Raw genomic sequence first — 17797 nt, 5'->3', positions numbered from 1 at the left:
CTGACGCTGACGTCAGCAGCACCTGAGGGGGAGATCGGATGCGGATCGGCGAGCTCGCCGCCCAGGCCGGGGTGAGCGTGCGCGCGCTGCGCTACTACGAGGAGCAGGGCCTGCTCTTCTCCGAGCGCACGCCCAGCGGGCAGCGCGTCTATCCGGACAGCGCGGTGGAGCGGGTCAGGCTGATCCGGCAGCTCTACGCGGCCGGGCTGGCCAGCAAGGCCATCGAGCCGATCATGCCGTGCGTGATGTCGGGCGAGGTCGTGCCCGAGCTGATCGAGCGGCTGCGGGCCGAGCGGGAGCGCATGGACGCCAAGATCAACGAGCTGGTCGAAGCCCGGACCAAGCTCGACTCCATCCTCGCCGTCGCCGACGCCGTCGCCCACGAGGGCGGGAACTGCCCCCGATGACCCAGGAGGGCGCGGACGCTCCCGGCGCGGGCGTTCCCAGCGGGGGCTTTCCCGGCGGGGACGGGCGCGCGCCCGAGACCGCGTTCGTGCTCGGGGGCGGGGGTGTGCTCGGAGCCCACGAGGTGGGGATGCTGCGGGCGCTCGACGAGGCGGGCGTCCGTCCCGGCCTGGTGGTGGGCACGTCCGTCGGCGCGCTCAACGGCGCGGTCATCGCCGCCGACCCGGCTCAGGCGGTCGCCAGGCTGACCGGTCTGTGGCGTTCCGACATCGTCCGTACGGCCTTCGCCGGCTCCTGGGCGGCCCGGCTGTCCACGCTCGCCAAGACGCGCACCCACCTGCACTCCAACGAGCCGCTGCGCGGCGTGCTGCGCGAGACCGTGCCGGCCGCCCGCATCGAGGAGCTGGCCGTGCCGTTCCAGTGCGTGGCCGCCTCGGTCGAGCGCGCCGCGGCCCACTGGTTCAGCTCGGGGCCGCTGGTGGACGCGGTGCTGGCCTCGTGCGCCGTACCGGGGCTGCTGCCGCCGGTGGTGATCGGCGGCGAGCACTTCTACGACGGCGGGCTCGTGCACAGCATCCCCATCGGCAGGGCCGTGCAGCTCGGCGCCAAGCGCGTCTACGTCCTGCACGTCGGCAGGATCGAGCGCCCGCTCAGCCCGCCGCGCAGGTTCTGGGAAGTGGGCATGGTGGCGTTCGAGATCGCCCGCAGGCACCGCTTCGCCGAGGACCTCGCCACACTGCCGCCCGGCGTGGAGGTGCACGTGATGCCGTCGGGGGTGGCCACGCCCGTCTCGCCGCTGCGCTACCGCGACGGCTCCCAGGTGGCGGCCTGCATCGACCGCGCCTACCAGGCGTCTTCCCGCTACCTGCGCGAAAGAGGAGGATGAGAGTACGTCCTTGAGGAGGCCATGGTGCTTCCACCTCGTATCCTGCGCAGGCTCGTGCTGGCGCCCCTGGTCATCGTGGTGACCGTGTTCATGCTGGTGACGCTGCCGTTCTGGCTGGTCGTCACGGCCGCCGCCTCGCTGCGCCTGCCGCCGCCGCAGCGCAGGGGAGCGCGGTTCGTCTGGTTCGGGGTGGCGTGGCTGACGCTGGAGTCCGCCGTGCTCATCGCCTGCCTGTGGCTGTGGGTGGCGGGCGGCGCGCGGCGGCAGGAGCGCCACTACGCGCTGATCGCGTGGTTCCTGACCCGCGTGTACGGCGCCGCCGAGCGCATCTTCCTGCTGACCACCGCGATCGAGGAGCCCGAGCCGACCGAGGAGGAGCGGGCGGCCCGGCTGTCCCGGCCGGTCATCGTGCTGTCCCGGCACGCGGGGCCGGGCGACTCGTTCCTGCTGATCCACCACCTGCTGGCCCGCTACCACCGCCGGCCCCGCATCGTCATGAAGGCCGCGCTCCAGTACGACCCGTCGCTCGACGTCGTCGTCAACCGGCTCCCGAACGCGTTCGTGCCCCGCAGCACCGACCAGAGCGGCGTCACCGCCGAGATCCGCCGCCTCGCCGCCACGATGGGCGACAGGGACGCGCTGGTGATCTTCCCCGAGGGCGGGAACTTCACCCCGCGCCGCCGCCGCCTCGCCATCCGGCGGCTTGAGGAGAAGGGCCTGACCGGCGAAGCCGGCCGGGCCCGCGACATGGACCACCTGCTCCCGCCCCGCCCGAACGGCGCCATCGCCGCCATCGAGTCCTGCCCGGCCGCCGACGTCATCTTCGTCGCGCACACCGGGCTCGACCAGCTCGTCACCGTGGGGGACGTCTGGCGCAAGCTTCCCGTCAGCGCGCACATCACCGCGAAGTGGTGGCGCGTACCGGCCGCCGAGATCCCCAGGACCCGCGAGGAGCGCGTCCGCTGGCTGTACGACCACTGGGCGCTCATCGACGCCTGGATCACCGGGCAGCGCGGAAGCCGTCCAGGAGCCGGGTCACCGTCCGATGGCGGAGGTCGTCCGGCCAGCCGCCCGCCAGCGCGCCGTGGGTGGCGGCGGTGAGCACGGCCATGACCTCGTCGAGCCGGACGTCGGGGCGTACGGTCCCGGCTTCGCGCGCCGCCTCCAGCAGCGTGCCGAACACCTCGCTGAGCGCCATGATCTGCTCGCCCGGCTCGATGGGCGCGCCTTCCTCGGCGAGCAGGCTCACCACGGCGCCGATCCTGGCCGAGCTGCCGACGAGGAACGCGAAGTAGTCGAAGAACGCCGACCCAGGGTCACCATCGGCGGTGAGGGTCTCCGCCTCGGCGATGAGCCGCCGCCGCAGGTCCTTCATGATCGCGGCGAGGAGGGCGTGCTTGGTGGGGAAGTGGCGGAAGACCGTCCCGATGGCGACCCCCGCTCGTGCGGCGACCTCCTCCGTGGACGCCGACGTGCCCCGCTCGGCGAACACCTCCTCGGCGGCGGCGAGGATGCGGGCGCGGTTGCGCCGGGCGTCGGCGCGCATGGGCTTGGTGGTCGTCATTCGTCCGCTCGTTGACAAGATGAGTCCTCGACTCCTATTAATGAACCTGAGTCTTTCACTCACTTTAGCCTTCCTGCGAAGGGAATTCCATGCCCGAGCGCACCCCGCGAGATCTCTTCGCCCGCTTCCAGCACAACGTCCTGTCCGGAGCCGCGGCCCTCGACGCGGAGATGCTGGCCGACGACGTGGTTGTGGAGCAGCCGTTCGCGCGCCGCAGGACCGAGGGGCGGGAGCGGGTCGCGGCCATGGCGGAGGAGGGCCGCGCGTCCCTCCCCGTCGCCTTCGAGGAATTCCGCGACGTGACCGTCCACGTGACCGCCGACCCGGAGGTGATCGTCACCGAGTACCGGCTGGTGGGCACCCTGCGGGGCAGCGACGTGCGCGCCCAGGCCGCCTTCGTGGTGGTGCTGCGCGCGAGGGGCGGGCGGATCGTGCATTGGCGCGAGTACCAGGACCGCGCCGCCATCGCCGAAGCCCTCACCTGACCCACCACGTCGCCGCCCCTGGGGCATCGCCCGCCTCCCCGCGGCTGCGCCTTTTCAGCGGGCTGCGGTTCTGCCCGCAGGCCCGCCCCTCTCCCTCCAGGGGGCGCCGGGTGGGAGGGTGGGGAGTGCGGGGGAGGGGCCCTGTTCGATCAGGCGGAGCAGGGCGTCCGTGTCCATGTGGTGGTCGATGAGGTCGCCGAGGGCGTCCAGGCGGGCCTCGCGGAGGCGGGCGAAGTCGGTGCCGGGGGCGGGGGTGAAGGCGCGGCCGGCGCGGTCGGCGACGTCGGTCAGGAAGGCGCGGCGGAAACCGTCGTTCTCCAGGGCGCCGTGCCAGGTGGTGCCGAAGACGTTCGCCGATCGGCAGCCGTCCAGGAAGGGCTCGCCGCCCTCGACGGTCGCGACGCCGTGGTGGATCTCGTACGCCCGCACCGCCTCCCCGTACGCGGACCCGACGGGCCTGCCGAGCCGCTTGTCCGCCCCGAACGTGACCCGCACCGGCAGCAGCCCGAGCCCCTCGACCCGGCCCGCCCCCGACTCGACGTCGTCCACGATCTCCCGCCCGAGCATCTGGAACCCGCCGCAGATCCCCAGTACGGGCCCGGTCCGCGCGCGCAGGGCCGCCGCGAGCCCGCTCTCCCGCAGCCAGGCCAGGTCGGCGACGGTGGCACGGGAGCCGGGCAGCACGACGAGGTCGGCGTCGTCCAGCTCGCCGGCGGAGGTGGCGAAGCGCACCACCACGCCCGGCTCGGCGGCCAGCGCGTCCACGTCGGTGAAGTTGGAGATGCGCGGCAGCCGTACGACGGCGACCCGCAGCGTCTGCCGCCCGTACGGAGGCCGCACCGCCACCTGCCGCCCGTCGAGGGCCAGTGAGTCCTCGACGTCCAGCCAGAGCCCGTCCAGCCAGGGCAGCACCCCGTAGACCTCGCGGCCGGTGAGCTGCCTGATCATGTCGAGCCCGGGTTCGAGCAGCTCCTTCGCGCCGCGGAACTTGTTGACCACGAACCCGGCCACGTGCGCCTGATCGGCGGCGTCCAGCAGGCCGACGGTGCCGTAGAAGGCGGCGAACACCCCGCCCCTGTCGATGTCGCCGACCACGATGACGGGCAGGTTCGCGGCCCTGGCCAGGCCCATGTTGGCGATGTCGCCGCGGCGTAGGTTGATCTCCGCCGGGCTGCCAGCGCCCTCGCACACCACCACGTCGTACTGCTTCCTGAGCCGCTCAAGCGCCTCCAGGGCGGTCGTGCGCAGCAGGTCCTTCAGCGCGCCGTACTCCATGGCGTCCACGTCCGCGACCGGCCGGCCCATGAGCACGACCTGGCTGCGGCGGTCGCTGCCCGGTTTGAGGAGGATCGGGTTCATGTCGGCGGCCGGTTCGAGGCCGGCGGCCTGCGCCTGCACGGCCTGCGCGCGGCCGATCTCGGCGCCGTCGGCGGTGACGTACGAGTTGAGCGACATGTTCTGCGCCTTGAAGGGCGCGACGCGCACGCCACGGCGGGCCAGCCAGCGGCAGATCCCGGCCGTGACCACGCTCTTGCCCGCGTCCGATGTGGTGCCTGCCACCAGGAGTGCGCCGTTGACCATGGCCACACCGTATCGAAGCCGCAGATCACGAAATTTCCCGGAAACCGGCCATTTACGAATGCTGTGACTTCTGTCACTCTGGCTAGAACGTCGCACTAGAACTGGATTCTAGAGTCACCTACGCGAAAGGGTGGGCATGGTCGGGACGTTCGGCTCGCCACGGACGGGCACCATCGACGCGCGATCCCGCGCGCCATTCGGCTGGGCACCCCTGGTGGTGCTGTTCATCGTCGGACTAGTGGACAGGATCGAGGCCAACCTGCTGTCGGGCGTACTCCCGCTCATCCAGCAGGAATGGCGCTTCAGCGACACCGCGGCCGGCTCCATCCCGACCGCCGCCGCGCTGGCCGCCGCCGTGGTGGCCCTGCCCGCCGGCTACCTCGCCGACCGGTTCAGCCGGACCCGGATCATCGCGATCGTCGTCTTCTGCTGGGCGCTCGCCACGCTCGGCTCCGGCATCGCGACCGGATTCGCCATGTTCTACCTGATGCGGGTGCTGCTGGCCGCCGCCGAGAACATCGACAACCCGGCCGCCGGCAGCCTGCTCGCCGACTACTATCCGCCCGCCAGCCGGGCCAAGGCGTACGGGCTGACCCGCGTCACCACGTACCTCGGCGGTGTCGGCACCCTGCTCGGCGCCCAGCTCGCCGCCGCGTTCTCGTGGCGTACGGCGTTCCTCATCATGGTCGTGCCGGGCGTGCTCACGGCGCTGCTGGTCTGGTTCCTGCGCGAGCCGCGCCGCGGCGAGCTGGACCGGATGGTCGCGAACGGCGGGATCGCCCCGCAACCGTCCATGGCCGGTGCTGGTGGTGAGGCCGCTCCGCCCGCGCCTTCCGCGCCCGCCGGGGCGGAGGTCAAGCCGCCGTTCCTGACACAGGTGCGCGGCGTCATGGTCATCCCCACGCTGCTGTTCGTCTGCGTCGGGCTCGCGCTGCTCAGCCTCGGGCTGGCCGGGATCTTCTTCTGGCTGCCCACGTTCATGGTGCGCACCCTAGGCGCGGACGTCGCCACCGCCGGCTCGCTCAGCGGCCTGCTCACCATCGCGGGCACGCTGACCGGTACGCTCGTCGGCTCCTGGCTGGGCAGGAAGTGGCACGGCACGATCAAGGGCGGGCGCCTGCTCGCGGGCGGCGGCGGCATCACGGCCGGCTCGGTGGTCCTGGCCGGCGCGCTGTCCATGGACTCGGTCGGCGCGCTGGCCGGTCTGATGCTGGTGGCCAGCGCGCTCATGTCGATCGCGATCCCCAACATGACCGCCTGCCTGGCCGACGTGGTGCCGGCCGCCGCGCGCGGGCTCGGCTTCGCCGTCCTGCAGCTCTTCCTGACCGTCGGCACGGCCTTCGGCTCGCTGGTCGTCGGCATCGTCTCCGACGGGACGGGCTCGCTGCTGACCGGCATGTACGTCCTGATCGGCCCCATGGTCGTGGGCGGCCTGCTCACGCTGGGCGCCAGGGCGTCGTTCGAACGGGACGCGGCGAAGGTCCTGGAGGACGCCCGCCACTGAACCGTCCGCCGTCCAGGTCGCCGCGGACGCTCATGCGTCCGCCGAGCGGGTCGGCGGCGAGGGCCTTTGAGACGCCCGCCGACGGCCTCGCGGGATGTGGCGGGAGCCTCGGAAGACGCTCGCCGCCGGCCCGTGCGGTCAGCCCTGAGGCGGCATGCGCCGCTCCTGCTCCTCCTGGGTCGGGGGCGGCTGCTGCCCGGCCTGCTGACCCGGCTGTCCTGGCTGCTGTCCTGTCGGCTGGCCCGTCGGCTGGCCGGTCTGCTGGCCGGTCTGGTCCTGCCCGCCGCCGTAACGGCGCTGGACGGTGTCCGCGCCTCTGCTGATGTGCTCGTCGTACTTGTGGCCGGTGCGCTCCTTGGCGTACTGCTCGGCGCGGTCGATGATCTGGTCGGCCTGCTTGGAGTGTCCCCTGGCCAGGTTCTCTGCCTTCTTCAGCCACTCTCCGATGCGGCTCATGGCCTATTCCCCGTTTCTTCCGGTTACGCCCGCCCCCTACCCCGCCAACCTGAGATGATGTCTTTGCCGGAATCCAGCAGCGAATTCGTCCGCAGACTGCCGGACCTCCCCCATGACGCACAGCCCCCCGCGGCGCGACGATACGGGCATGACAGCAGTGGTGCAGGCCGAGGGGCTGACCAAGTACTACGGCGCCCGCCGCGGCCTGGAGGACCTCACGCTCGACATCCAGCCGGGGGAGATCTTCGGCTATCTCGGGCCCAACGGCGCGGGAAAGACCACGACTCTCCGGCTCCTGCTCGACGTGATCAGGCCCACCCGGGGCGCCGTGAGCGTGCTCGGCGGCCACCCGCGCGAGCCCGCCGTCCGCGCCAGGATGGGTTACCTGCCCGGTGACCTGGTGCTGGAGGGCCGCGACCGGGCCGCCGACTACCTGCGCTTCCTCGCCAGAGTCCGGGGCGGCGTGCCCGCCTCCCGCATCGAGGCCCTGGCCGAGCGCTTCGACGCCGACCTGTCGGTGCCCATGCGCAAGCTCTCCAAGGGCAACAAGCAGAAGATCGGGCTCATCCAGGCGTTCATGCACGAACCCGAGCTCGTCCTCCTCGACGAGCCGACCGTGGGGCTCGACCCGCTCGTGCAGCAGGAGTTCCTGGCGCTGGTCCGCGAGGTGCGGGCGTCGGGGCGTACCGTGCTCATGTCCTCCCACGTGCTGGCCGAGGTCGAGAGCGTCTCCGACCGGGTCGGCATCGTGCGCGGCGGGCGGCTGGTGGCCGTCGAGAACGTCGCCGTGCTGCGCGAGAAGGCCGTGCGCCGCGTCGAGCTGCACTTCGCCGCGCCCGTCCCGCGAGACGCCTTCGAGGGGCTGCCCGGCGTACGCGACCTGCGGGTGGAGGGCGCCGCCGTGCGGTGCACGATCGACGGACGTCCCGACGCGCTGGTCAAGGCCGCCGCCCGGTTCACCGTCGTGCACCTCGTCAGCGCGGAACCCGACCTCGAAGAGATCTTCCTGACCTACTACAGCGACGAGGAGGCGGTCCGATGATCGCCAGAAGCCTGCGCGAGCACCGCCGCCCGCTCCTGTGGTGGACGCTCGGCATCAGCGCCTTCATCGCCCTGTACGTCGCCGTCTACGGCGCCGTACGCGCGAACCCGGACACGTACGGGCCGGCCATGCTGAACAAGTTCCCCGGCCCGCTGCGCGACCTCATGGGCGGCATGCCGGACATCACCTCTGGCGCCGGTTACCTCCAGACCGTCGTCTACCAGCTCTTCGTCCCGATGCTGTTCATCGCCTGCGCGACGCTGCTCGCCAACCGGGCGCTGGCCGGGCCCGAGGAGGCCGGCACGCTCGAACTCGTCGTCACCCTGCCGGTGGACCGGCGGCGGCTGGTGCTCGACAAGTTCCTCGCGCTGGCCGTCGCGCTCGTGGTGGTGGCCGCGGTGACGCTGCTGGTCGCGGTCGCGATGAGTGCGCTCGTACGGACCGGGGTGCCGTTCGACCGCATCCTGGCCGCGCAGGTCGGCGTCCTGCTGCTCGCCCTGTTCTTCGGGGCTCTGGCTCTGGCCGTCGGAGCCGTCGCCGGGCGCCGGGCCGCCGCCTCGTCCGCCGTCGGCGTGTGGGCCGTCCTCGGGTACGCGGTCGTCACCGTGGGCCGCTCATGGGACGCCGTCGCCTGGCTGCGGTGGCTCTCGCCGTTCCACTACTACGCCGACGGCCGGCCGCTCTATGAAGGGCTCCCCGTCACCGACTACCTTGTCCTCGCGGGGGCGACGGCCGTGCTCGCACTCACCGCGGTGCTCGCCTTCGACAGGCGCGACGTAGGAGTCTGATGCCGCCCACGGACCCACCCCCGGCCGCGCCCTCCGGCCCACCGATCGGCCCGTCCTCGGACGCGCCCAGCGGCCCGTCGAGCGGCCCGTCCGCCGGGCCGTCTGCCGGGCCGCGCGCGGATGTGTCCGCCGACCTGCTCGCCGACCTGCTCGCTGGGCTGCTCGACGGGCAGGTGGACGGGCACCGGCGGCGGTTGGCCGAGCATGCGGCCACCGGCCGCGCCTTCGACCGGCGCGCCCTCGACGCCTACCGCGCCGCCGGCGCCGAGGCCGCCCGGGCCGGCGTGCCCCTGCGGCTCCTCGTCGACCGCGCGCTCGCCGCGGGCGAAGGCGTGCCCGGCGTGCTGCCCGCGCTGCGCAGGGCCGTGTCCGCGCTCATGGAGGGGTACGAGCAGGCCCAGCTCACCGCCATCCGCGAGGAGGAGAGCGCGCGCAGGGAGTTCGTAGACGACCTGCTCCAGGGCCGGGCCGAGCGGCTCGCGGAACGGGCCGAGCACTTCGGGCTGCGGCTGGCCGAGTCGTACGTCGTCGCCGTGGCCCGCGGGCTGCGCGACGGCGACCAGGACCGCATCGAACGCGACCTCATCGCCCGCTTCGGCTCCCACAACGTGCTGGTGTCCGTACGCGACGGGCTGCTGGTGTGCGTCGCCCCCGCCACGCTGGGGGCCGCGGTCGGCGAGTTCGTCCACCACGTACGCAACCGCTTCCCGCCCGGCTGGCGCGTCGGCGTCGGCCGCCCCAAACGCGGCCCCGGCGGAGTCGTGACCTCCTACCGCGAGGCCGCCCAGGCCCTCGAACTGGCCGACGGGCTCGGCCTCACCACCGACGTCGTCAAGGCCGCCGACCTGCTGGTCTTCCCCGTACTGCTGCGCGACAGAGGCGCCATAGAAGACCTGGTGACCAGCGTGCTCAACCCGCTCCTCGACGCCAGGGGCGGACCGGAGCCGCTGCTGGAGACTTTGGAGGCCGTCTTCGCCGCCCACGGCAACCAGACGGCCGCCGCCCGGCGGTTACGGGTGAGCCCGCGGGCGGTGACGTACCGGCTGGAACGCATCCGCCGCCTGACCGGCTTCTCCCCGGACGACCCGACACAACGCTTCACCCTGGAGACAGCCGTCCTCGGCGCCCGCCTACTGAACTGGCCGGCCGCCTTCTAGCCACACCGCCCGCGCATTGATCGTGGTCAGCCGCTTGGGCATGCTCGGTCATCGGCGATCAGCGCTTGTGCGTCGTCATCCGGCCGGCCGGCCACATGCGCGCCTCGACGGCTCATTCACTGACGGCCAGGCGTACCCCGAACCCCACGATCACCACTCCGGTCACCCGATCGAGGACCCGCCGCACCCGGGCCGACCGCAGGAACCCGCTCATCAACGACGCGAACCCGATCAACCCGGCGCTCCACACGAGCCCCTCGACCACGTGCACCCCGGCCAGTGCCAGCCCCATGACCGCGTGCGGCGCCCCGTCCGGGATGAACTGGGGCAGCATCGCCACGTAGAAGGCCCCCACCTTGGGATTGAGCAGATTCGTCAGCAGCCCCCGCCGCAACCCCGTCCAGAACCGCACCTCCTGCCCCTCCACCACCTCATGCCCGGCGTCCCGCTTGAGCAGCATGCGCATCCCCATCCACACCAGGTACGCCGCTCCCGCCCATCGCAGCACGTCATAGGCCACCTGCGAGGCCGCCAGCAACGCCGACAGCCCCGCGGCGGTGAGCACACCCCACACCAGCGTGCCGAGCTGGATGCCCAGCGTCACCCCCAAGGCCGGACGCCGCCCGGCCAGCAGGGACGTCCGCAGAATCAATGCCGTGTCGAGCCCGGGCGTCACCGTGAGCAGCGCGACCACGGCGGCGAACGACCAGATGGAGGTGGCGATGTCCATAAAGGTCAGGGTATGAGGAGCAGTTTCCCTGTGGTTCGCCGCCCCGCCAGGTCCTCATGCGCCTGCCGGGCGTCGGCCAGCGGGTAACGGTGGGAGACGTTGATCCGCACCTGGCCCGCGCCGATCCAGCCGAACAGGTCGGAGGCGCGCTGCAGCAGCTCGGCCCGCTCCGCCACGTAGTGCACGAGCGTGGGCCTGGTCAGGAAGAGCGAGCCCTGCTTGTTGAGCACCTGCGGGTCGAGCGGCGGCACCGGGCCGCTGGCGGCGCCGTACAGGGCCATGAGCCCGCGCGGACGCAGCGCCTCAAGCCCGCCGTCGAACGTGGCCTTGCCGACGCCGTCGTACACCACGTCGATCGTGCCCCGCAGAGCCTGCGCGAAGCCGTCGTAGCGCAGCACCTCGTCCGCGCCCGCCTCCCGCGCCAGCTTCTCCTTCTCGTCGGTGGAGACCGTCGTGTAGACCTTGGCGCCCTTGAGCTTGGCCAGCTGAATGAGCAGCTGTCCCATGCCGCCGGCCCCTGCGTGCACGAGCACCCGGTCGCCCTCTTTGACCTCGTACGTGGAGTGCGTCAGATAGTGGGCCGTCATGCCCTGCAGCATCGTCGCCGCCGCCAGCTCGGCCGACACGCTGTCCGGCACAGGCACCAGCCGATCGGCCGGCACCACGGCCTTCTCGGCATAACTCCCCAGCACACTCGCCCACGCCACGGTGTCACCCACCGCGACACCCTCTACTCCCGGGCCGACAGCGGACACCGTCCCGGCCCCTTCAGACCCGATGGAGGTGGGCAGATCGAGCGGATAAACACCAGACCGGTGGTAGATGTCGATGAAGTTCACCCCGCTGGCGGCCACGTCCACGACCACCTCGCCGTCCCCGGGCACCGGATCAGGACGCTCGACATACTCAAGAACCTCTGGCCCGCCTTGAGCGGACACGATGATCGCACGCATACCCCTAGTCAACTCCGCCCCACCCATCGCCCACCACCCACCCCCCAGCCCCCACCCCTCCAACCGTCTCACCTATGGGACCGCTAACCAGGCGGGCGTAGAGGCGCGCACGCTGCTGGGCACCCGCCCGCCAGTCGGCCCCCGCGGCTCCGACACTCCGATGGGGATGTTCGGGGTCGCGCGGGGGTTGTGGCATGGGTGGTGCCCGTTACGGTGTCTTCCGTTTGAGGGTCGTCACCTGTGGCGGGCCAGGGCGCCGGCCTCCAACGCCACCCAGATCGCTCCGTCCGGGCCTACGGTCAGACCGTGTGGCTCCGCCTTTCGTTCGGGCTTCGGTGCGTCGTCCCCGGGTTCGGCGTTCGGTCCCTGGGAGTCGTCCCTCTCGTCCGTGTTCGGTGCCTCGGTCCCGTGCCCGGCCGCCGGCTTTGGGACCGCTGGGAGAGGGTGTTCTTCGATGTCACCGTCTACCGTGATGCGGCCCAGGTGGCCGGTGCCCCACTCCGTGAACCACAGGGCGTTGTCGGGGCCGGTGATGATGGCGTGGGGGCGGGCGGCGCGGTCGGGGAGGGGGTATTCGGTGATCTTGCCATGGACGTCGATCCGGCCTATCTGGCCTGCGCCGATCTCAACGAACCACAGGGCGTCGTCGGGGCCGCGGGTGATGCCTACCGGGGCCGCGTTCTCCGTGGGGAGTTCGTACACGGTCACCTCGCCCGACAGCGAGATACGGCCGATGGCGTTGCCCTGGTTGATGGTGAACCAGAGAGCGTCGTCCGGGCCCGCCACGACGAACGACGGCATGCCGCCCTTCACCGGCACGTCGTAGGAGGTCATCGTGCCGTCGGTCGCGATGCGGCCGATCCTGTCGGTCGACATCTGGGTGAGCCACATCGCGCCGTCGGGGCCGGCGGCCAGCCCGTACGGCGAGTCGACCGTGTAGGTGGTGCGCCGCCCGTCGGCGGTGATGCGGCTGACCCGGCCGCCCTTCCACTCGCTGAACCACACGGCGTCGTCGTGGCCGCGCACGATCATCGTGGGCAGCCCGTCGGCCGGGTCGAGCTGGTGGATCTCGGGCTTCTCGCCCGGCACCAGCCGCCCGACGCGCCCCTCGTGGACGAGCGTGAACCACAGGGCGCCGTCGGCCGCGGTGGCCAGGCCGTAAGGCGAGCCGGAGTCGATGATGGTCAACATGGGAGTCCCCCCGATGGTCGTGGTCAAAAGTCTCGCTCCTGCGAGCTCCAGCTAGGTCGCGGTCAAAGGGTGCGCCCTCGTGCGAGCTCGATCTCGGTTGCGGTCAGAGGATGCGCCCTCCCACGAGCTCGATCTCCCTGCCGCGGAAGCGCTGGATGAGTGCCCGGTCATGGGAGACCATGACGAGGGTGCCGCGGAAGCCGTCGAGTGCGCGTTGGAGCTCTTCTGCCAGCACGGGAGACAGGTGGTTGGTGGGTTCGTCGAGGAGTAGCAGGTCGTGTTCGCGGGCCAGCAGCTCGGCCAGCGCGAGCCGCCGCTGCTGGCCGACCGACAGGTCGCCCACCCGCTGGTCGAGCGTGTGCGGCCGGAACAGGCCGGTCGCCAGCAGCGCCGCCCTGCGGTCGTCGGGATGACCCTCGCCGTACGCCTCCAGCACCGGCAGCGACGGGTCGAAGCTCACCTCCTGCGGCAGGTGACCGACGCGGCACATGGCTCGCTCGGCCAGGACGCCCAGCAACGTGGACTTGCCCGCGCCGTTGCCGCCCCTGACCAGGACCCGGTCACCGGCCCTGATGGTGAGCGCGTCCACCCGCAGCCGATCACCGACCCGAACGTCCCGCAACTCCACCAGCACGGCACCCGTGACAGGAGCACCCGCCTCCAACGGCGCTGCGCCCGCGGATGGCGCGGCCCCCTCCCCATCGGCCCGCTGTGGGCCCATGGCCGGAGAGGGGGTTCGACCGCCGGGCCGCTGCGTCGGTGCGGTTGGTTCTGCCCCTGTGTGGTCGTCGGCGGGTGGGGGGAGGGGGTCGGTGGTGAAGGTGGCGTGGAAGTGCAGGGGCGCGGGTGGGCGTGGGACGGGGTCGGCTTCCAGGCGGCGCAGACGTTCGTGGGCGTTGCGGACCCTGCTGGCGACCGAGCTCTGCACGCGCCCCGCGTTGCGGTCGTAGGCCATCTTGTTGTTGTCGCGCATCACGCGCCCCGCCGCGACCCGGTGTGCGGTGGTGGCGGCGTGTTCGCGGACTTGGCGGACCTCGGCGCACCAGGCCGCGTACGCCTGCTCCCACCGCGCCCTGGCCGCCGCCTTGGCCGCCAGGAAACCGGTGTAGCCGCCGCCGAACCGGCTCACCGAGCCCTGCTCGACCTCGATGATCGCGGTGGCCACCCGGTCGAGGAAGACGCGGTCGTGGGAGACGACGGCCACCGCGCCCCTGTGCTCGCGCAGCCGATCTTCGAGCCAGGTCAGGGCCGGCTCGTCGAGGTGGTTGGTCGGCTCGTCGAGCAGCAGCACGCGGGGGGCGGCGGCCAGCACGCAGGCCAGGCCGAGCCGCGCCTGCTCGCCGCCGGACAGGCTGCCGAGCGTGCGGTCGTGGCCCACGTGCGCCAGCCCGAGGCCGTGGAAGGCCCGCTCGACGCGCGCGTCGGCCTCGTAGCCGCCGCGCAGCTCATAGGCCGTGCACAGCTCGCCGTATTCGTCCAAGACCTGTTGGGTCGCCTCCTCCGACAGCGCCGACTCCAGCTCGCGCATCCTGCGCTCCATGGCACGCAGGTCGGCCAGCGCGGCGTCGACGGCCTCGCGGACCGTGCCGCCGGTCGGCAGGCCGAGCGTCTCGGCGAGCGTCTGGCCGACGTAGCCGAGGTCGGCGCTCGCCCGCACCTCGCCTTCGTCGGGCCGCTCGGCTCCGGCCAGCAGGCGCAGCAAGGTGGACTTGCCCGAGCCGTTCTCGCCGACGATGCCGACGCGCTCGCCGGTGCGTACGGACATGGACACGTCGCTGAGGACGGCGCGTCCGTCGTAGGACTTGAAAACCCCGCGAAGACTGATCAGGATGGAACTCCAATCGCAACTGATGTTGCTTTAGGATGGCACAAGATCAGAACTAACGCAACTGGAGTAGTTTTTGGAGCGCAAAGAGCCCGTCAAGCGTCCGGGTGGGCGCAGCGCCCGCGTACGCGACGCCGTGCGCCAGGCGACCCTCGCCGAGCTGGCCGAACACGGCTACGCGGGCCTGACCGTGGAGCGGGTCGCGGAGCGGTCAGGCGTCCACAAGACGACCGTTTACCGGCGGTGGGGCGGTGTCGAGGGCCTGATCTCCGACGCGCTCGAACTCGCCGCCGACGAGCCGTGGCCCATCCCCGACACAGGGTCGATCGAGGGTGATCTGCGGGGGATCGTCCAGCTCGTACGGGTCGGCTTCCAGGATCCCGAGCTGGGCCCCGTGTCGTCCGCCTTCGTGGCCGCCGCCGTGCAGAACGAGGCCGCCGCCCGTTCGCTGCACGAGTTCTTCGTCTCGCGCCATGAGCAGTCGGCCTCGGTCGTACGCCGGGCGATCCAGCGGGGCGAGCTGCCCGACGTCGTCGATCCCCGGGAGGTGATCAGGGTCGCGGTCGCGCCCGTCTACTACCGGCTCTTCGTCGCCCACGAGCCGGTCACAGAACGCGACGCCGACCGCGCCGCCGACGCCGCCCTCGCCGCCGCCCGCGCCGGCGTCCTATAGGCCGGTGCCTCCAAGCTGGTGCGTCCAAGCCGGTGCCCCAAGCCGAGGTCCTTCAAGCCGGCGTCCTTCAAGCCGGCGTCCTTCAAGCGAAGCGCCGTGCGGGCGACCTCTCAGCAGGGGGTCCGCGTGGGCGGCTTCGAGCAGAGCGCCGCGCGGGCGTCCTGTGGGCGGAGGTTACGGCTCCAGGCGGCCTCGTAGTTCGAAGTCGTCCCAGGTCGTGCGCACCACCGACCTGTCGTCCTTCGGCGTGCGCGCGAACAGCCCGAGCGAGCCGTTGCCGATCCCGTTCGGGTCCTCCACCTCCTGGACGAGCTCGTCGTTCACCCACATCGACAGCCGCACGGTCTTGCCGCTCTGCTCGCACGCCACCGTGATCCGCGCCTTGCCGGGCAGCGCGTCCACCTTCACGGGCTGGGCGATCATGCCGCCCGAGCCGTCGACGATGCGGCGGATGCGGGCGTTGCCCTTGGTGTCGAGGGTGAACTCGTAGTAGTTGTCGCCGTCTTCGGAGTTGTGGCAGTAGAGGCCGTATTCGCCGGTGCCGACGCTCTTGGTGACGTCGGCGGTGACGGCCATGACCACCGACTGGGGCAGCATCGGCGTCGGGCTCGCCGTCGGGTCGGGCGTCGCGGTCGGCGTGTAGAACAGGTAGGGCACGGGCGCCCTGGCCCACCGCTCCTCATAGTCGGGCTCGGCGTCCATCCCGTACGTGCCGTCGGTCCGGTAGCCGACGCTGCCCGCGGACTGCGGGTCGTACGAGCCGGTCCAGCCGCCCGTCGTCTGCGTGAAGTCCTCCTGGTAGAGCAGCCCCAGGTCTTTGGGCGGCCCGCTCGGGACGAACAGCGCCCAGGCGCCCGCCCCGGCCGCCAGCACGACCGCCGCGGCCGCCGCCACCGCCGCGTACAGCCTGCCCCGCCGCGCCCGCACGCCGCCCGGCGCCGGGGCGACCGTGTAGGGGGCGGTGGACTGCTGCCAGGCCACCTGTACGGTGTGCGCCGCCTGCTCGGGAGCCGCGGAACGGCCCACCAGGTGGTCGAGGAGCTGCTGCGCGGTCGGGCGCTGGGCCGGGTCCTTGTTCAGGGCCGCGGCGACCAGCTCGCGCAGGCCGGGGTCGATGGCCTCGAGGTTGGGCTCGGTGTTGAGCACCTGGTAGACCATGGCCGGCAGCGTGTCGCCGCCGAACGGGGCACGTCCGCTCGCCGCGAACGCCACCAGGCACCCCCACGAGAACACGTCGCAGGCGGGGGAGATCGGGTCGCCGCGCAGCACCTCGGGCGCCATGTAGCGGGGCGTGCCGATGACCTCGCCGGTGCTGGTGACGCCGCCGATCGTGTCGAGCGCCCGCGCGATGCCGAAGTCGATCACGCGCGGCCCGACGGGGGACAGCAGCACGTTGGACGGCTTGAGGTCGCGGTGCACGACCCCGGCCGCGTGGATCGCGGTGAGCGCCGTGGCCACGCTGACGGCCAGCGCGTCGAGGCTGGAGCCGCGCAGCGGGCCCGACTGGCGTACGGCCTCGTCGAGGTTGGGGCCGGGGACGTATTCGGTGACGACGTAGAGCTGGTTGCCTTCGAGCGCGGCGTCGAGGACGGCGGCCGTACAGAAGCGGCGCACCCGCTGCGCCGCGTCCGCCTCCCTGCGGAACCGCATGCGGAACTGCTCGTGCTGGCTGAGCTCCGGGTTGATCACCTTGACGGCGACCTGTTGCCCAGCGGGATCCTCGGCGAGGTGGACCGTGCCCATCCCACCCCGCCCCAGCACACTTAGCAGCCTGTAGCGCCCGATGTGGGAGGTTTCACCGCTCACGCCGCGCAAGCTTACCGACACCTGCGGCATCGCCGCAGATCTCGGCCCCGACACGCGTACATGAGATGCCTTTTCGCCGCATGACGGCCTTCACGGGGTGACGCAGGCGCACACCCTGGGCAGGGACGGGAGCCCGTGGTCAGGGCCCGCGACGAGGACGTGGCAGCCCGCGGCGCGGGCCGCCGCTATGCCGGTGGGACTGTCCTCGATGGCCACGCAGCGCGAGGGGCTCGCGCCCAGGCGGCGGGTGGCCTCCAGGTACGGGTCGGGCCAGGGCTTGCCACGTTCGGTGTCCTCATCGGTGATGATCAGGTCGAACGTGTGGCCCAGCCGGGGCAGCACCAGGTCCACGACGCTGCGGGGCGAGGCGCTGACCAGGGCGGTGGGGATGCCGACGGCGGCCAGGCCGGACAGCAGCTCGGCGGCGCCCGGCAGGACCGCGGCGTCGCGCTCCACCCGGTCGGCGAACGCCTCGGTGAGGCGGGCGGCGAGGGTGGGCTCGCCGAGGTAGCGGGCCACGTCCTCGATGGTGCGCCCATGGACGTGCGGGACGTCGTCGTGAGTGAGCGGACGGCCGGCGACGTCGGCGACCGCCTCCCACCACAGCCCTTCGGTGTCCACCAAGGTCCCGTCCATGTCCAGCAACACCGCCTCGGGCACGCATTCCGGCCGGGCGGCCACGTCAGTGCCCGGGTCGGTGACTGCTGAGGGGGACAGGGAGGACGGGAGGGCGGATGACGGTGCCGGCGAG

At 72.2% G+C, this 17797-nt stretch carries 18 protein-coding genes; 9 read left to right on the top strand and 9 right to left on the bottom strand.

Annotated features, from left to right (window positions below; all coding sequences use genetic code 11):
- The first annotated feature begins 38 nt into the window (after window positions 1–38).
- The 3 genes from AB0K12_RS35155 to AB0K12_RS35145 are packed head-to-tail and all read left to right on the top strand — an operon-like array spanning window position 39 to window position 2392.
- Entirely contained in the window at window positions 39–407 is a 369-nt protein-coding gene (locus AB0K12_RS35155) for a MerR family transcriptional regulator (RefSeq protein ID WP_364571108.1), read from the top strand.
- Entirely contained in the window at window positions 404–1291 is an 888-nt protein-coding gene (locus tag AB0K12_RS35150) for a patatin-like phospholipase family protein (RefSeq protein WP_364571106.1), read from the top strand. The genes AB0K12_RS35155 and AB0K12_RS35150 overlap by 4 nt, the downstream gene beginning before the upstream one ends.
- Before the next feature lie 21 nt (window positions 1292–1312).
- Entirely contained in the window at window positions 1313–2392 is a 1080-nt protein-coding gene (locus tag AB0K12_RS35145) for a 1-acyl-sn-glycerol-3-phosphate acyltransferase (protein WP_364571104.1), read from the top strand.
- Here the strand turns inward: AB0K12_RS35145 and AB0K12_RS35140 are convergent.
- Window positions 2292–2855: a helix-turn-helix domain-containing protein gene (locus AB0K12_RS35140; RefSeq protein ID WP_364571102.1), complete on the bottom strand. Its 564-nt coding sequence runs from the start codon at window positions 2853–2855 to the stop codon at window positions 2292–2294. The genes AB0K12_RS35145 and AB0K12_RS35140 overlap by 101 nt on opposite strands.
- Before the next feature lie 89 nt (window positions 2856–2944).
- Between AB0K12_RS35140 and AB0K12_RS35135 the strand changes: the two genes are divergently transcribed.
- Window positions 2945–3340 carry a nuclear transport factor 2 family protein gene (locus AB0K12_RS35135; RefSeq protein ID WP_364571100.1) on the top strand — a complete coding sequence of 132 codons (396 nt, stop codon included), beginning with the start codon at window positions 2945–2947 and terminating at the stop codon, window positions 3338–3340.
- Between the two features lie 54 nt (window positions 3341–3394).
- Here the strand turns inward: AB0K12_RS35135 and AB0K12_RS35130 are convergent, their stop codons facing one another.
- Complete coding sequence (locus AB0K12_RS35130) at window positions 3395–4921, bottom strand: cobyric acid synthase (protein ID WP_364571098.1); 1527 nt, start codon at window positions 4919–4921, stop codon at window positions 3395–3397.
- A gap of 136 nt (window positions 4922–5057) precedes the next feature.
- Here AB0K12_RS35130 and AB0K12_RS35125 point away from each other — a divergent pair, with 136 nt between their 5' ends.
- Window positions 5058–6425 carry an MFS transporter gene (locus AB0K12_RS35125; protein WP_364571096.1) on the top strand — a complete coding sequence of 456 codons (1368 nt, stop codon included), beginning with the start codon at window positions 5058–5060 and terminating at the stop codon, window positions 6423–6425.
- A 138-nt stretch (window positions 6426–6563) separates the two neighbouring features.
- On the opposite strand, the gene AB0K12_RS35120 is transcribed toward AB0K12_RS35125, so the two are convergent.
- Window positions 6564–6881: an antitoxin gene (locus AB0K12_RS35120; protein WP_364571094.1), complete on the bottom strand. Its 318-nt coding sequence runs from the start codon at window positions 6879–6881 to the stop codon at window positions 6564–6566.
- 148 nt (window positions 6882–7029) lie between these two features.
- On the opposite strand from AB0K12_RS35120, the gene AB0K12_RS35115 reads away from it, so the two are divergent.
- Genes AB0K12_RS35115 through AB0K12_RS35105 form a run of 3 tightly spaced genes read left to right on the top strand, consistent with a single transcriptional unit; the run spans window position 7030 to window position 9868 of the window.
- Window positions 7030–7923, top strand: a complete 894-nt coding sequence (locus AB0K12_RS35115) for an ABC transporter ATP-binding protein (protein WP_364571092.1) — start codon at window positions 7030–7032, stop codon at window positions 7921–7923.
- Window positions 7920–8711: an ABC transporter permease subunit gene (locus AB0K12_RS35110; protein WP_364571090.1), complete on the top strand. Its 792-nt coding sequence runs from the start codon at window positions 7920–7922 to the stop codon at window positions 8709–8711. Before AB0K12_RS35115 ends, AB0K12_RS35110 begins: the two co-directional genes overlap by 4 nt.
- Complete coding sequence (locus AB0K12_RS35105; RefSeq protein ID WP_364571088.1) at window positions 8711–9868, top strand: helix-turn-helix domain-containing protein; 1158 nt, start codon at window positions 8711–8713, stop codon at window positions 9866–9868. Before AB0K12_RS35110 ends, AB0K12_RS35105 begins: the two co-directional genes overlap by 1 nt.
- Window positions 9869–9980: 112 nt before the next feature.
- Here AB0K12_RS35105 and AB0K12_RS35100 read toward each other — a convergent pair whose 3' ends face one another.
- The 4 genes from AB0K12_RS35100 to AB0K12_RS35085 all read right to left on the bottom strand — a co-directional run bounded on the left by AB0K12_RS35100 (window position 9981) and on the right by AB0K12_RS35085 (window position 14567).
- Entirely contained in the window at window positions 9981–10598 is a 618-nt protein-coding gene (locus tag AB0K12_RS35100; protein ID WP_364571086.1) for a LysE family translocator, read from the bottom strand.
- A gap of 5 nt (window positions 10599–10603) precedes the next feature.
- Window positions 10604–11551, bottom strand: coding sequence for a quinone oxidoreductase (locus tag AB0K12_RS35095; RefSeq protein WP_364571084.1), 948 nt, complete (start codon window positions 11549–11551; stop codon window positions 10604–10606).
- A gap of 234 nt (window positions 11552–11785) precedes the next feature.
- Window positions 11786–12742, bottom strand: coding sequence for a virginiamycin B lyase (locus AB0K12_RS35090; RefSeq protein WP_364571082.1), 957 nt, complete (start codon window positions 12740–12742; stop codon window positions 11786–11788).
- A 103-nt stretch (window positions 12743–12845) separates the two neighbouring features.
- Entirely contained in the window at window positions 12846–14567 is a 1722-nt protein-coding gene (locus AB0K12_RS35085) for an ABC-F family ATP-binding cassette domain-containing protein (RefSeq protein ID WP_364571284.1), read from the bottom strand.
- A gap of 76 nt (window positions 14568–14643) precedes the next feature.
- Between AB0K12_RS35085 and AB0K12_RS35080 the strand changes: the two genes are divergently transcribed.
- On the top strand, window positions 14644–15240 hold the full coding sequence (locus AB0K12_RS35080) for a TetR/AcrR family transcriptional regulator (RefSeq protein WP_364571080.1): 597 nt from the start codon (window positions 14644–14646) through the stop codon (window positions 15238–15240).
- Window positions 15241–15414: 174 nt separating this feature from the next.
- Here AB0K12_RS35080 and AB0K12_RS35075 read toward each other — a convergent pair whose 3' ends face one another.
- Complete coding sequence (locus tag AB0K12_RS35075) at window positions 15415–17046, bottom strand: serine/threonine-protein kinase (RefSeq protein WP_364571078.1); 1632 nt, start codon at window positions 17044–17046, stop codon at window positions 15415–15417.
- A 90-nt stretch (window positions 17047–17136) separates the two neighbouring features.
- Window positions 17137–17694, bottom strand: a complete 558-nt coding sequence (locus AB0K12_RS35070) for an HAD family phosphatase (protein ID WP_364571282.1) — start codon at window positions 17692–17694, stop codon at window positions 17137–17139.
- Window positions 17695–17797: the final 103 nt, after the last annotated feature.

The organism is Nonomuraea sp. NPDC049419, from assembly GCF_040676995.1.
Classification (GTDB): domain Bacteria; phylum Actinomycetota; class Actinomycetes; order Streptosporangiales; family Streptosporangiaceae; genus Nonomuraea; species Nonomuraea salmonea.
Note: the sequence above shows the minus strand (reverse complement) of the source record. Positions and strands in the feature narration are given on the sequence as shown.

Excerpts from the sequence above, each read along its gene's own strand:
- AB0K12_RS35155 (WP_364571108.1), top strand. The coding sequence starts at position 39 with ATGCGGATCGGCGAGCTCGCCGCCCAGGCCGGGGTGAGCGTGCGCGCG.
- AB0K12_RS35150 (WP_364571106.1), top strand. The coding sequence starts at position 404 with ATGACCCAGGAGGGCGCGGACGCTCCCGGCGCGGGCGTTCCCAGCGGG.
- AB0K12_RS35145 (WP_364571104.1), top strand. The coding sequence starts at position 1,313 with ATGGTGCTTCCACCTCGTATCCTGCGCAGGCTCGTGCTGGCGCCCCTG.
- AB0K12_RS35140 (WP_364571102.1), bottom strand. The coding sequence starts at position 2,855 with ATGACGACCACCAAGCCCATGCGCGCCGACGCCCGGCGCAACCGCGCC.
- AB0K12_RS35135 (WP_364571100.1), top strand. The coding sequence starts at position 2,945 with ATGCCCGAGCGCACCCCGCGAGATCTCTTCGCCCGCTTCCAGCACAAC.
- AB0K12_RS35130 (WP_364571098.1), bottom strand. The coding sequence starts at position 4,921 with ATGGTCAACGGCGCACTCCTGGTGGCAGGCACCACATCGGACGCGGGC.
- AB0K12_RS35125 (WP_364571096.1), top strand. The coding sequence starts at position 5,058 with ATGGTCGGGACGTTCGGCTCGCCACGGACGGGCACCATCGACGCGCGA.
- AB0K12_RS35120 (WP_364571094.1), bottom strand. The coding sequence starts at position 6,881 with ATGAGCCGCATCGGAGAGTGGCTGAAGAAGGCAGAGAACCTGGCCAGG.
- AB0K12_RS35115 (WP_364571092.1), top strand. The coding sequence starts at position 7,030 with ATGACAGCAGTGGTGCAGGCCGAGGGGCTGACCAAGTACTACGGCGCC.
- AB0K12_RS35110 (WP_364571090.1), top strand. The coding sequence starts at position 7,920 with ATGATCGCCAGAAGCCTGCGCGAGCACCGCCGCCCGCTCCTGTGGTGG.
- AB0K12_RS35105 (WP_364571088.1), top strand. The coding sequence starts at position 8,711 with ATGCCGCCCACGGACCCACCCCCGGCCGCGCCCTCCGGCCCACCGATC.
- AB0K12_RS35100 (WP_364571086.1), bottom strand. The coding sequence starts at position 10,598 with ATGGACATCGCCACCTCCATCTGGTCGTTCGCCGCCGTGGTCGCGCTG.
- AB0K12_RS35095 (WP_364571084.1), bottom strand. The coding sequence starts at position 11,551 with ATGCGTGCGATCATCGTGTCCGCTCAAGGCGGGCCAGAGGTTCTTGAG.
- AB0K12_RS35090 (WP_364571082.1), bottom strand. The coding sequence starts at position 12,742 with ATGTTGACCATCATCGACTCCGGCTCGCCTTACGGCCTGGCCACCGCG.